At 44.7% G+C, this 13,365-nt stretch carries 10 protein-coding genes; 8 read left to right on the plus strand and 2 right to left on the minus strand.

Features of this window, described 5'->3' with window-relative positions:
- Positions 1-22: 22 nt before the first annotated feature.
- From mreC to tldD, 7 genes are read left to right on the plus strand one after another with little or no spacing between them, the layout of a single operon-like run.
- The gene (gene mreC, locus VHA01S_RS01365; RefSeq protein ID WP_023402558.1) at positions 23-943 is read left to right on the plus strand and encodes a rod shape-determining protein MreC; all 921 of its coding nucleotides are present in this window, start codon (positions 23-25) and stop codon (positions 941-943) included.
- The gene (mreD, locus tag VHA01S_RS01370) at positions 933-1,421 is read left to right on the plus strand and encodes a rod shape-determining protein MreD (protein ID WP_023402559.1); all 489 of its coding nucleotides are present in this window, start codon (positions 933-935) and stop codon (positions 1,419-1,421) included. Before mreC ends, mreD begins: the two co-directional genes overlap by 11 nt.
- A gap of 3 nt (positions 1,422-1,424) precedes the next feature.
- Positions 1,425-2,000 (plus strand): Maf family protein, encoded by a 576-nt coding sequence (locus VHA01S_RS01375; protein WP_023402560.1) that lies wholly within the window; start codon positions 1,425-1,427, stop codon positions 1,998-2,000.
- A gap of 16 nt (positions 2,001-2,016) precedes the next feature.
- Positions 2,017-3,486: a ribonuclease G gene (gene rng / locus VHA01S_RS01380; RefSeq protein WP_023402561.1), complete on the plus strand. Its 1,470-nt coding sequence runs from the start codon at positions 2,017-2,019 to the stop codon at positions 3,484-3,486.
- 12 nt (positions 3,487-3,498) lie between these two features.
- Complete coding sequence (locus tag VHA01S_RS01385) at positions 3,499-7,377, plus strand: YhdP family protein (RefSeq protein ID WP_039969918.1); 3,879 nt, start codon at positions 3,499-3,501, stop codon at positions 7,375-7,377.
- An 11-nt stretch (positions 7,378-7,388) separates the two neighbouring features.
- A complete protein-coding gene (locus VHA01S_RS01390) occupies positions 7,389-8,231 on the plus strand; it encodes a carbon-nitrogen hydrolase family protein (protein WP_023402563.1) in 843 nt (280 codons plus the stop codon).
- A 3-nt stretch (positions 8,232-8,234) separates the two neighbouring features.
- Positions 8,235-9,680, plus strand: coding sequence for a metalloprotease TldD (tldD, locus tag VHA01S_RS01395; RefSeq protein ID WP_023402564.1), 1,446 nt, complete (start codon positions 8,235-8,237; stop codon positions 9,678-9,680).
- Positions 9,681-9,742: 62 nt separating this feature from the next.
- Here tldD and yjgA read toward each other — a convergent pair whose 3' ends face one another.
- Complete coding sequence (gene yjgA, locus VHA01S_RS01400) at positions 9,743-10,267, minus strand: ribosome biogenesis factor YjgA (RefSeq protein WP_023402565.1); 525 nt, start codon at positions 10,265-10,267, stop codon at positions 9,743-9,745.
- 130 nt (positions 10,268-10,397) lie between these two features.
- On the opposite strand from yjgA, the gene pmbA reads away from it, so the two are divergent.
- Positions 10,398-11,741: a metalloprotease PmbA gene (pmbA, locus tag VHA01S_RS01405; RefSeq protein ID WP_039969941.1), complete on the plus strand. Its 1,344-nt coding sequence runs from the start codon at positions 10,398-10,400 to the stop codon at positions 11,739-11,741.
- Positions 11,742-11,835: 94 nt separating this feature from the next.
- Here the strand turns inward: pmbA and mgtE are convergent, their stop codons facing one another.
- Positions 11,836-13,194, minus strand: a complete 1,359-nt coding sequence (gene mgtE / locus VHA01S_RS01410) for a magnesium transporter (protein ID WP_023402567.1) — start codon at positions 13,192-13,194, stop codon at positions 11,836-11,838.
- Positions 13,195-13,365: the final 171 nt, after the last annotated feature.

The raw sequence follows: 13,365 nt of genomic DNA on the forward strand, positions 1-13,365 counted from the left end.
TAACAAAAACGGGTAATGAAGAATGAATCCAATCTTTGGCAGAGGTCCTTCTCTGCAATTGAGACTCTTTTTTGCCGTATTACTATCAGCCAGCTTAATGTTGGCTGATAGTCGTTTAGATACCTTCTCAAATGTACGATACGTGTTAAACAGTTCTGTCGCTCCAATCCAGTACCTTGCTGATCTACCTAGAAGCATGTTTGGCAAGCTTTATGAACAGGTAAGCAGCAAACAACAACTGTTGTCGACCAATAAAGCGCTCCGTGAACAGCTACTGAAAATGAACAGCGAACTGTCGCTGCTCTCTCAATATAAAGAAGAAAACCAACGCTTTAGAAAACTGTTGGGCTCTAGCTTTGTGCGAGATGAAAAAAAGGTAGTGACGGAAGTGATGGCGGTAGATGCCTCTTCATATCACCAACAGATCATGATTGATAAAGGCCGTGTCGATGGTGTTTATCAAGGGCAACCTGTGATTAATGAAAACGGTATTGTTGGGCAGGTCACTGAAGTTGGCGCTCACAATAGTCGAGTGCTACTGCTGACCGATGCTAACGCCGCAATTCCAGTGCAAGTCATTCGTAATGACATTCGAGTGATTGCCGCAGGCAGTGGCGATTTGACGCAAATGCACTTGCAGCACATCCCAAGTAATTTTGATATTCAAGAAGGTGACGTACTGGTCTCATCTGGTTTGGGTGGTGTGTATCCTGAAGGGTATCCAGTGGCGACTGTAAATAAAGTTCAAATAGATAACCACCAACCGTTTTCAACCATTACCGCCATTCCAGCGGTAGACTTTGGGCGTTTGCGTTATCTGCTGTTGGTTTGGCCTCAGCAAACGTCGGCCAATGAGCAACCAACGCTGATTGAATCTGTACCAGCCACAGCAACCGAACAGAATCCAACAACAGCACAAGCCGGAGAAAAAGATGGCGAATAGTATCTTTGGTGGCAAGCTTGTTATCTGGACGACTTTTTTAGCCGCTCTGATTCTACAAACTATCCCTTGGCCGGGCACAATGGATATGTTGCGTCCGTCATGGTTGGTATTGGTCACCTGTTATTGGGTGATGGCCGCCCCGCATAGAGTGAATGTGGGAACAGGATTATTTTTAGGTTTATTGTGGGATCTTCTATTGGGTTCCACGCTAGGTATTCACGGCTTGATGATGGCAATAGTGACTTACTTAGTGGCGATTAACTTTTTGGTTATTCGCAACATGGCATTGTGGCAACAAGCGTTGGTGATGGCGCTTTTGAGCATGTTAAGCATTACCATAGAGTTCTTTGGCGAATTTGTTATTCAAGATGTGGTCTTTAACCCTGCATCACTGTGGGTAGCCCTTATTAACGCTATCCTTTGGCCATGGCTATTTTTATTATTACGTCGTGTTCGCCGTATTTGGAGAGTAAGATAAGTGATGCAGAAATCTCTTATTTTAGCGTCAGCGTCGCCAAGAAGACGTGAACTTTTATCTCAACTAGGCTACGAATTTACTATACTTATCAGCAATATAGATGAAGTTCGTAATGCAGGGGAATCCCCTAGCCAATATGTACAGCGATTAGCTGAAAATAAAGCGCAAGCTGTCCTTGAGCAAGCTCGCTCTGAAGGCATAGTTGAACCTATCGTTATTGGCTCAGATACCATTGTAACTCAGGGTGAGTGTGTATTTGAAAAGCCAGGTTCTGTGCAAGAAAGCTTAGAAATGCTCGGTCAACTGTCGAACGCAAAACATCAAGTGATGACGGCAGTCTGCGTTTCTGATCTTCATAAAACAGAGACCATTATTTGTATTACAGACGTATGGTTTAAACCTCTCAGCCGCCAAGAAATAAAAGATTATTGGTTGACTGGTGAACCATGCGATAAAGCAGGAAGCTACGGAATTCAGGGTATAGGCGGAAAGTTTGTTACGCGCATTGAGGGCAGTTATCACTCAGTCGTAGGGCTACCTTTATTTGAAACCGAACAGCTCTTGCACCAATTTTTATAAGTTTTAGAGGTGCGCCATGAGTGCAGAGTTATTGATCAACTCAACACCGAGTGAAACTCGGGTTGCTATGATTGAAGGCGGTGTCCTTCAAGAAGTTCATATAGAAAGGGAAGCGAGACGAGGCATTGTAGGCAATATTTACAAGGGTCGAGTCAGCCGTGTATTACCAGGGATGCAAGCGGCGTTTGTTGATATTGGTTTGGATAAAGCGGCCTTTCTACATGCTTCAGATATTGTGCCTCATACTGAGTGCGTTGCCGAAAACGAAAAACAGCAATTTAAAGTGCGTGATATCTCGGAACTGGTTCGCCAAGGTCAAGATATCGTGGTGCAAGTGGTTAAAGATCCCCTTGGCACGAAAGGCGCCCGTTTAACCACCGATATTACTCTTCCTTCTCGTTATTTAGTCTTTATGCCTGGTGCAAGCCACGTTGGCGTATCACAACGTATCGAATCAGAAAAAGAGCGCAATCGTCTTAAAAAAATCGTCGCCCCTTATTGCAGTGAATCCGGCGGATTTATTATTCGAACGGCTGCTGAAGGCGCGGATGAAAAAGAGCTGGCTCAAGATGCGGCTTTTTTAGAGCGCTTGTGGGAGAAGGTGATGGTTCGCCGCTCCAAATACATTACCCGTTCAACACTATACGGAGAGCTAGGGCTTGCTCCGCGAATTTTACGTGACTTTGTCGGTACTGAATTGTCTTTAATTCAGGTCGATTCACGTATGGTGTTTGAATCATTGCTTGAGTTTACCGAAGAGTTTGTCCCTGAATTAATGGACAAACTGGTGTTGTATGATGGTGATAAACCTATCTTTGATTTATACGATGCCGAGAGCGAAATTCAACGCTCACTTGATCGTCGAGTCAATTTAAAATCAGGTGGCTCGCTGATCATAGATCAGACAGAAGCAATGACGACGGTAGATATTAATACCGGAGCCTTTGTCGGTCGTCGTAATTTAGAAGAAACCATTTTTAATACTAACCTCGAAGCAACCGAAGCTATTGCTCGTCAACTTAGGTTACGTAACTTGGGTGGCATCATCATTATAGATTTCATCGATATGATCAGTGATGAGCACCGCAAGCGTGTGCTTGCTTCACTTGAAGCGGCTTTAAACAATGACCGCGTTAAAACTAATATCAATGGTTTTACTCAACTAGGATTAGTTGAGATGACACGTAAGCGCACTCGAGAAAGTATCGAGCACGTATTGTGTTCAGATTGCCCTAGCTGTGAAGGCCGAGGCGCAGTAAAAACCGTTGAAACCGTATGTTATGAAGTGCTTCGTGAAATCACACGAGTTAATCGTGCTTACGATGCAGACCGATTCTTAGTTTATGCTTCATTGGCGGTTGCGGATGCATTGCAAGGTGAAGAATCTCACGCATTAGCCGAGTTAGAACTGTTTATAGGTAAAGAAGTTAAAATCACAGCCGAACCGCTTTATGTTCAAGAGCAGTTCGATGTTGTAATGATGTAGGGTAGTGATTCATTGGCGTCATTCTCAGTTCGACTAGAGCGACTTTTTCTCTCGCTATTAGTGTTTATATTTGTATCTTTAGCGGTGCTTGTCACCGCTTTACGCATTGCTTTGCCTCGGTTAGATAACTATCAACAAGAAATCGAAACTTGGGTAAACAAAGCGTCTGGCCTTAACTTCACCATTGGTGAGGTACATGGGTATTGGAAAAATACTCATCCTTCTCTTTCTCTATCAGGCTTACAAGCAGACATTCCTAAAGGCGTAAAAGCTTTTTCTGTTGGCGAAGTTACCGCTGAATTTGATCTGGTTGATTCTCTATTAAGTTTGCAACCTAAGATCAGCGAATTAACTGTGAATGGGTTGCATATTGATATCAGTGATATCGATCTATTCCACCGCAGTAATACAAATAGTGAGCCGCCAAAAGAGGGTGAGCAACAACTTCTAAAAAATCTAGAAAATCTAATTCTGCGTCAGTTAAGTGAATTTTCACTCAAAGATTCGACCTTAGTGTTTAAAGATGCTGCGGGAGATGTGCGTGAAGTGGAAATCGAAAACCTTAACTGGCACAACAAAGCCAATCGTCACCGTGCTGACGGGGTGATTAGTGTTAAAGACGTTCAACTGAACAGCGTCAGTGTTATTGCTGATTTTACGGATAACGATGGCATTGCTGATATCAGTGGTGACTTTTATCTGCAAGGAAATAACTTCAATATTACCCCTTGGGTTTCCCCTTATTTAGCCGATGGTATCGTGGTAGAGAAGGGAAGAGTGAGCCTAAACACTTGGGTTTCTCTTAAAAATAACCAACCTATTGATGCTTATCTGGAAATTTCTCCATCGCGTTTAGAGTGGAAAGACAAACATAACAAAAAGAACTCCATTTCCATCCAAGGTGGAGTGATGAAGCTAGATCCCACTGACGATGGCTGGCAAGTGAATGGTCAAGATCTTGCGTTTCGCTCGAATGGCTCGCAGTGGCCAGAGCTTAACTTTGCTTTGCAATGGGCTCCAGAGCAGTGGAAGTTAAATGTTAATCAGATAAAAATCGGTAGCTTAACACCGATATTAGATTTACTGCCGGATATGGAAAAAACACAAGACTGGATCAATACCGTTCAACTTGGCGGTGAAGTGACGGATATGCGTGTTTCCATGGGTAAAGGCATAGAGACACTTCGTTATTCAGCCAAACTTAAAGATGGACGCATGAAGCAATGGGAATTACTTCCGGGTTTCCATACTTTAGAAGCGCAAGTCTTTGGTCGCTCCGATCTGGCGAAAGCCAAAGTCACCATGATTGATGATGTATTGCCTTACGGCGATGTATTTCAAGCACCACTACGCATTCGTCAAGCTGAGCTTGATTTAGTTTGGCAATCCGATGATGACGGCTGGCGACTATGGTCAGACAAAGTCACCGCCGCGACACCGGATCTACAAGTGCTCGGTGCTTTTAAGCTCGACTTCCCGAAAGATGCACCTACATTTTTGTCTTTCTACGCAGAAGCCGATTTACTTAACGCTGGTGAAACGTGGCGTTATTTGCCTACCTTAGCCTTAGGCCGTAGCTTGACCGATTACCTTTCTGCAGGCATTCAAGGTGGTACGGTAAAAACCGCTAAATTGCTTTGGTATGGTGAACTGTCCAAGTTCCCATATCGTAAAAATGACGGTGTGTTTCAGGCTTGGGTTCCATTGCGAAAAACCAAATTTAGCTTTAGCACAGCATGGCCAGCATTAACCGATATGCAACTTGATTTGCTGTTTGAAAACGAGACGATGTTCTTAGATTCTAGAGACGCAAAACTGCTGAATATCCATGCCGATCGCATCTCAGGTCAAATTCCTCAAATGCATGGCGATGGGCATATTGAGCTGTTTGCCGCAGCCAAAGCGGAAGGCTCTGATGTGCGAGACTACATGAGTGCTACGCCGTTAGTTGGTTCGGTGGGAGCAGCATTAACTACCATAGATATCAAAGGACAAGTTGACTCACAGTTCCAGCTTTACATTCCATTTAGCGAGGGTGAAGACGCGAGAGCGTGGGGCTATGCTGACTTAAAAAATAACAATATCAATATTACTGCGCCGCCAATGATGCTGGAAAAAGCCACCGGTCGTATAGAGTTTGATAATGATGTGGTTAGCACTTCTGGTTTAAAAGCAAGGGTATTGGATCAACCGATTTCGCTCGACTTTACCGGGCAAAATGCCGAGGCGAGCTACGACACTCGTATTGATCTTATTGGTGACTGGCAAGTTGATCCCTTAGTGCCATACCTTGGTAAAACTTGGCTAGAGCCTATTTCAGGTAGAGCGCCGTGGAATATGGGAATTGATTTACAAATCAATGATGTAGGCTTTACCTATCAGTTGGATGCTAAAGCAAACTTAACGTCAGTGGCGAGTACTTATCCAGCGCCAATGCGGAAAAAGAAAGGCGAAGTGTGGCAAGCTCGCATGCAGGCATCAGGCAACCAAGAGTCAATCTCTGCCAGACTGCAATTGCCAAAAGCGAAGTTCCAAACTGAAATTGATATTACTCAGGGAAGACCGGTACTTAAAGCGACCAATACCATTATTGGTTCGGGCAGTTTTCGAGTTAGCCCGATTGTTGGTCATCACGCCTCTTTGCGTTTACCAGAGTTTGATTTAGACCAATGGATGCAGGCATTAGACCGTTCCACTGTGGGACCTAAGCCGATTGTTAGTGAGCTGAATGCCCCAGAGTTTCCAATTCCGCAACGTATACAGGTACAAACTACTAACCTTAAAGCAGGCGGTTTAGATTGGAATGATGTGGATTTGTTGGCTCGTAATCGCGGTAATAAGTGGGATTTCAACGTAGATAGCTCGCAGTTAAAAGGTAAAGCCGATTACGATGGGAAGCACCTAGGTGTACATTTATCTAAACTACAACTGTACTTAGCCGATCCTGAAAACCTTGTTGATGAGTCAATTGTCGATCGAGGTGATCGTAAAGAAACTAAGGCGGGCAAGCCGTTAATTTCAGACTTTGATAAAACCTTCTTTGCCAAAATGCCGAGCTTTGATTTACAAATCGATGATTTTTGGATGCAAGGTTATAAAGTGGGTCAGGTTGATGTGGTGATGAAACACGATGGTGACCGCATTGTGTGGGACAAAGCCAATTTAACCAGTGGTCAATCGAGCTTATTAGCCAGCGGCTGGTGGAAGTTAACAGATAAAGACAGTACTACTCATTTAGACTTTAATGCTAAAGGCGAAGATAACTCGGAAATCATGGCAAGGTTTGGGGTGAACTCAGGCATTCAAAAAGCGCCATTTGAGTTTAACTCCTCTTTAGATTGGAAAGGTTCGCCGTGGAATATTCAGATGGATACCCTCAATGGTACGCTAGACGCAGAATTTGGCCGTGGGGTGATTTCTGATGTTGGCGGCGCGGCTAAATTACTGGGTATGTTTAGCTTAGACTCCTTGATTCGCCGCATGCAGTTAGACTTTAGTGATGTGTTTGATGATGGTTTAGCTTTTGATTCTATCGAAGGTAAAGGCAAAGTCGAAAATGGTATATTTGTCACTAACGATCTACAAATGGATTCGATATCCGGCGATATGACCATTCGTGGTCTAGCAAATTTGAATACTCAAATGGTGGATGCGGAAGTGACCTTTAAACCTGACGTAACGTCAGGTATTCCAATGCTGACCGCTTTTGCCGTAGCGCCACAAACCGCTTTATACGTATTGGCTATCAGCACTGTTGTGGCTCCGGTAATTGAAGTTATTACTCAGGTCACCTATGAAATCAAAGGGCCAATGAACGCTCCGAAAGTGCGAGAGAAATCGCGCCGTAAGGGAGACTACGAAGTACCTAAAAAACTTCGCTCTGAGTCATAGGGAAGCCATATATGCAGCAACAAGTAACCGTCGGTTTAGTGCAGATGACATCAACTAGTGATGTCATGCAAAACTACCAATACATTGAACAGCAGGTGAGGGAATTAGCCGCGCAGCAGTGTCAGTTAGTTATTACTCCAGAAAATTGCTTGCTGTTCGATAATGCTGAAGGTTATCAAAAACTTGCAGAGGAGTTGGGTGCGGGGCCAATTCAGAGTCAAATAGCTAAACTGGCAAAAGAGTTGGCGGTTTGGATTGTCATCGGCTCTTTTCCTATTCGAGCGCCAAAAGGTAAACTCTACTCCACAAGTTTAGTGTTTAGCGATCAAGGAGAGTTAGTTGCCGACTACGCCAAAATGCATCTATTTGATGTGGAAGTGGCTGATGGACATGGTAGCTATCGCGAATCGGATTGCTTTGCGCACGGCACTGCGCCAAAGATAGTTGAGACGCCTTTCGCGAAACTCGGCTTATCGATTTGTTATGACTTACGATTCGCCAATCTGTATAACGTCTTGCGTGACGGTGGTGCGAACATATTACTAGTACCTGCCGCTTTTACTGCGGTGACGGGAGAGGCACACTGGGAAGCTCTGCTTCGTGCGAGAGCTATCGAAAACCAAGCTTGGGTGATTGGCGTAGGCCAATGTGGGCAACATTCTGCCAGCAGACAAACTTGGGGCCATTCTATGGTGATTGATCCTTGGGGTAAGGTCATTACTACAGCGCAAACCACCCCCTGCAATTTAATTGCTGATATTGAATTACATCAAGTGGAGCAAGTTCGTAAGGCAATGCCTGTTGCTGCACATCAAAAATTTTTTAGCCTCATTATCGATGAGGAAAATGAGTAAATTATGACAATTGAAACAGTAGAACAAGAGCTGTTGGCTTCAAGTGGCCTAACAGACCAAGATGTGGAGCGTACTCTTTCTTTGATTGCCGCTCGTGATATCGATTATGCGGATGTTTACTTTCAAGCGAGCTGGCATGAGACCTTAATTTTAGAAGACAGCATCATCAAGGATGGGTCATTTAATATCGACCGTGGCGTGGGTGTTAGGGCTATCAGTGGTGAGAAAACAGGGTTTGCCTATTCAGACCAGATTCAAGCTGACAGCTTAAAACAATCGGCAATTGCCGCTCGAGGCATTGCAAAGCAAGGGCAAACCGCGCAAGTTCAAACTTTCTCTCGTCACAACTCAAACAAGGTTTATTCAAGTGTTAACCCGCTGCAGAGCCTTGAAAAGCAACAGAAAATTGACCTACTGAAAGAGCTTGATATGTACATTCGTACTAAAGAGCCTTTAGTGAGCGAGGTGAACATCAGTTTAAGTGGTGTGTATGAGCAAGTGCTTGTTGCCGCTACAGACGGTACATATGCTACTGATATTCGTCCATTGGTGCGTTTATCTATTAGTGTACTCGTGCAACGTGGTGATCGCCGTGAGCGCAGTTCTTCAGGCGGTGGTGGTCGTTACGATTACCAACGATTCTTAGCGATGGATGGTAACAAAACAGTGGCTATGCACTTTGCTGATGAAGCGATTCGCCTGGCTTTAGTTAACCTTGAGTCTGATGCAGCTCCTGCCGGTGCTATGCCTGTCGTGCTAGGTGCAGGTTGGCCGGGTGTATTGCTACATGAAGCAGTGGGTCATGGCTTAGAAGGCGATTTTAACCGTAAGCAGTCATCAGTCTTTTCTGGGAAAGTGGGTGACAAAGTTACTTCCGATCTTTGTACTATTGTGGATGACGGCACTATGGTGGATCGCCGTGGTTCGTTAAACATTGACGATGAAGGGGTTGAAGGTCAATACAACACCTTAATTGAGAACGGCGTTCTTAAAGGCTACATGCAAGATAAAATGAATGCGCGTCTTATGGGTGTCGCACCTACAGGTAATGGCCGTCGTGAATCATTTGCGCACTTACCTATGCCTCGTATGACCAATACTTACATGTTGCCGGGTCAACATACACCTGAAGAGATCATTTCAACCGTCAAAAAAGGCATCTATGCGCCAAGTTTTGCCGGCGGTCAGGTTGATATTACTTCGGGTAAGTTTGTATTCTCAACCTCAGAAGCATACCTGATTGAAAACGGCAAAATCACTCGTCCAGTGAAAGATGCAACCTTAATTGGCTCTGGTATTGAAGCGATGCAGCAGGTGTCGATGATAGGTAATGATTTACAAATTGATCAGGGTGTTGGCGTGTGTGGTAAAGCGGGACAAAGCGTTCCTGTCGGCGTAGGTCAACCAACGGTTAAACTTGAAACCATCACAGTTGGTGGCACAGAGTAAGGGACACATACACACTGTAATGATAGGAAAGCCCATCATTATAGTGTGTACAATAAAGCGATTTAAGCTTCGCTGTTCAGATCTTTTAAGATCTGGAAAATCTCACGATATGCTTTAGGCGGCTTACTGGCTGCCTTTTCTTTATTTGCTTGGCGAGCTAATTGGCGTAGACGTTGTCTATCAGCTTCAGGGTACAAGCTAAGCACTTCTTCAATTGCAGAGTCACCTTCAGCAACAACGCGATCACGCAATTCTTCCAGTTTATGCAATTCAGCCGAAGCTTGAGAGTGCTTATTGTGATGTTTATCGAGCGCTGCTTGAATGGGTTCAATCTCAATTTGACGCATCACTTTGCCAATGTATTGCAGTTGACGGCGTTTGGCTTCGTTTTTAAAGCGTTGTGCATCTTTAATGGCATCAGCAAGATCTTCTGGTAACGGGAATTTATCCAGTACACCCGGTTTTAGCGCCACAAGCTCTTCGCCAAGTTTTTGCAAGGCTTCCATGTCTTGCTTCATTTCGGTTTTACTTACCCAAATGATTTCTTCTTCTTCTTCCCAAGGGGCTTTCTGGTTTTTTCTGGCCATAATTTGCTCTTAGTTACTCAATTTTGAATGCGTATTGCGCATAATTTCCGTTATTTTAACAAACAAATTGGGGAGAATGGAAAAAGCTTGGTATTCTAAACACAATTGCCTGCAAATAATTGATTTAACTATGGACGCTAGACAACAAATTGCCCAACAAAAAGTAGAATTAGAAGAAGCGGTTGCCAAAGCCCTTGCATTGGCGTCTGCCAAAGCCGATGGCGCAGAGGTAGCGATTAATAAATCTACGGGTCTGAGTGTATCCACTCGCATGTGTGAAGTAGAGAATGTCGAGTTTAATAGCGATGGCGCTCTAGGCATCACAGTTTACCGTGGCCAAAGAAAAGGAAGTGCATCCACTTCAGATCTCAGCGAAAAAGCAATCGCACAAACGGTTGCGGCTGCCTTAGATATTGCCAAGTACACTTCTGAAGATCCTTGCGCTGGCCCTGCACCTGCTGAGTTGATGGTTAAAGAAGTGAAAGATCTGGACCTTTTCCATCCTGATGAGCCAAACCCTGATCATGTTGCGAAAATTGCTATTGAAGCTGAACAAGCGGCTTTGGCGTACAGCGACAAGATCAAACAAAGTGATGGCGCAAGTTATGATTCTCACTATGGCATTCGTGTTTACGGTAACTCACATGGCGTTCTGGCCAGTTATCCGTCAAGCCGTCATAGCGTTAGCTGCAGCGTCATTGGTTCGGGTGCCAATGGTGATATGGAGCGCAACTATAGTTATAGCGTTGCCCGTAGAGCAGAAGATCTTTGGTCTGCTAAAGAAGTCGGTTTAAAAGCGGCACAAAGAACCATACAGAGCTTAGATGCTCGACGTATTGCTACTGGCGAGTATCCCGTGATGTTTGCCGCTGAAGTGGCTACAGGGCTAATGGGACACTTAATTGGTGCTATTAGCGGTGGCAGTCTTTATCGTAAATCCTCTTTCTTACTTGATCATCTTGGAAAGCAAATTCTGCCAGATTGGTTCAACGTAAATGAAAAGCCGCATATTCTGCGAGGTTTAGCTTCTACGCCATTTGATAGCGAAGGTGTGGCGACTAAAGATTACGACATCATCACCGATGGCAAGTTGGCAACTTACTTGCTGACCAGTTATGCCGCTCGCAAGTTGGGTATGACGGCTACAGGACACGCTGGTGGTATTCACAACTGGTTTGTTCAATCTACCGGACAAGATTACCAAGCCATGCTTAAAGAGCTGGGTACTGGCTTTTTAGTGACAGAATTAATGGGTCAGGGCGTGAATGGCGTTACCGGTGATTATTCACGTGGCGCAGCTGGGTTTTGGGTGGAAAACGGGGTGATTCAATACCCAGTTTCAGAAGTGACCGTTGCGGGCAATCTCAAAGAGATGTTCCAACGAATTGTGGCGGTAGGCAATGATGTTGAAACTCGCTCACAAATTCAAACCGGTTCTATGCTGATTGAATCGATGAAAGTTGCGGGTGTTTAACCTCTATCCACCTTTGTAGTTATTAAAAAAAACGAGCTGAAAAGCTCGTTTTTTTTATGTTGGTTAGTTCGAATACTTAGCTAGCGAAAAGCACCTAGAGTAAGAAAATCGTCGCCAGCCCCAAAAAGACCGATAAACCAATTACATCTGTAATGGTGGTCAACGCCATACCGCCTGCTAACGCAGGATCTATGTTCATTTTCTTCAATATTATCGGAATGGTAACGCCGGCGACCCCTGCCACAAATAAGTTGGTGAGCATTGCGGCGGAGATAATAAAGCCGAGCATCCAATCGTGTTTCCAGAACACAACAATTGCGCCAATAATTAACGCCCAAAGTACGCCATTTAAAAAGCCGATAGCCGCTTCTTTCATTAGCAGTTCTTTGCGGTTACTGTCACCGATATAGCCAAGTGCTAAGCCACGAATCACCAAGGCAACGGTCTGGTTACCGGCTACGCCACCCATAGAAGGGACTATGGTCATCAATACAGCGATAGCGGCCATTTGTTCTAAGGTGGCTTCAAACATGTTGGAAACAGAAGCGGCTGCTAGGGCGGCCAGTACATTGACGCCTAACCAGACACTACGGCGACGCGCTGATTTGACTACGGGTGCAAAGGTATCTTCGTCATCATCAAGACCGGCTAAGCTCATCATGGAGTGCTCAGCATCTTCCCTAATGATATCAACCACATCATCAATGGTAATACGCCCGACCAAGTGCTGATTTTGGTCAACAACCGGCGCGGATACCCAGTTTCTACGTTCAAACAAGCTCGCCACATCCGTATCGCTAAGATCCACCGCAATGGCTTCATCGGCGTGGGTCATGACTTCGACGACGGGGACATCAGGTTGTGTAGTTAGCAGGGTGGTGAGTGACAGGTTACCAATTAAACGGTCATCGTCGTCAATCACATACAGGGTATCAGTGGCTTCAGGCAGTTCGCCTTTCATTCGCATATAACGAAGCACAACATCAATATCAACATCGCCACGTATGGTGGTAACGTCGGTATTCATTATTCCGCCAGCGGTGTCTTCTGGATAGGAAAGGGCGGTTTCGACACGCAATCGATCCGCAGAATCCATTTGGCTTAGGACTTGTTGTGATACGTTATTAGGTAAGCTTCGAAGAACGTAGGCTACGTCATCGGTATCCATGCCTTCGGTTGCTTCTGCCAGCTTACCGGGAGCCATTTTGGATACGAGGTTATCTTTGACGTCTTCACTTAGCTCATCAAGAATTTCACCGTAATCTTCAGGGTCGGTGAGTTGCCATAGTACTTCACGGCTTTTTCTTGGCGACGCTTCAAGAAGGTGGGCAATGTCCTCTGGCTCCATAGATTGGAGCTGGCGCCTAACGAAGACAAAGCGGCCATTATCCAGCGCATCACTCACTTCTTGAAGCGTTTGGTGGGCTTGATCAAACTCGATCTGTTCCGCCATTATTTGCCTCCATTAGGTGTGTACACTAAATAAATTAATAGAAGGATATTAGCCTATTTTATTCAAGGGGTTAATAAGTTCTTAAATCTAAAACGAATATTTTAATAGACTGAGTGAAAATTATACCAATCACACTAAACAAGCTAGAGTGAGCAGTTATTTAGTACGAGC

Source organism: Vibrio halioticoli NBRC 102217 (assembly GCF_000496695.1).
Classification (GTDB): domain Bacteria; phylum Pseudomonadota; class Gammaproteobacteria; order Enterobacterales; family Vibrionaceae; genus Vibrio; species Vibrio halioticoli.

Excerpts from the sequence above, each read along its gene's own strand:
- mreC (WP_023402558.1), top strand. The coding sequence starts at position 23 with ATGAATCCAATCTTTGGCAGAGGTCCTTCTCTGCAATTGAGACTCTTT.
- mreD (WP_023402559.1), top strand. The coding sequence starts at position 933 with ATGGCGAATAGTATCTTTGGTGGCAAGCTTGTTATCTGGACGACTTTT.
- VHA01S_RS01375 (WP_023402560.1), top strand. The coding sequence starts at position 1,425 with ATGCAGAAATCTCTTATTTTAGCGTCAGCGTCGCCAAGAAGACGTGAA.
- rng (WP_023402561.1), top strand. The coding sequence starts at position 2,017 with ATGAGTGCAGAGTTATTGATCAACTCAACACCGAGTGAAACTCGGGTT.
- VHA01S_RS01390 (WP_023402563.1), top strand. The coding sequence starts at position 7,389 with ATGCAGCAACAAGTAACCGTCGGTTTAGTGCAGATGACATCAACTAGT.
- tldD (WP_023402564.1), top strand. The coding sequence starts at position 8,235 with ATGACAATTGAAACAGTAGAACAAGAGCTGTTGGCTTCAAGTGGCCTA.
- yjgA (WP_023402565.1), bottom strand. The coding sequence starts at position 10,267 with ATGGCCAGAAAAAACCAGAAAGCCCCTTGGGAAGAAGAAGAAGAAATC.
- pmbA (WP_039969941.1), top strand. The coding sequence starts at position 10,398 with ATGGACGCTAGACAACAAATTGCCCAACAAAAAGTAGAATTAGAAGAA.
- mgtE (WP_023402567.1), bottom strand. The coding sequence starts at position 13,194 with ATGGCGGAACAGATCGAGTTTGATCAAGCCCACCAAACGCTTCAAGAA.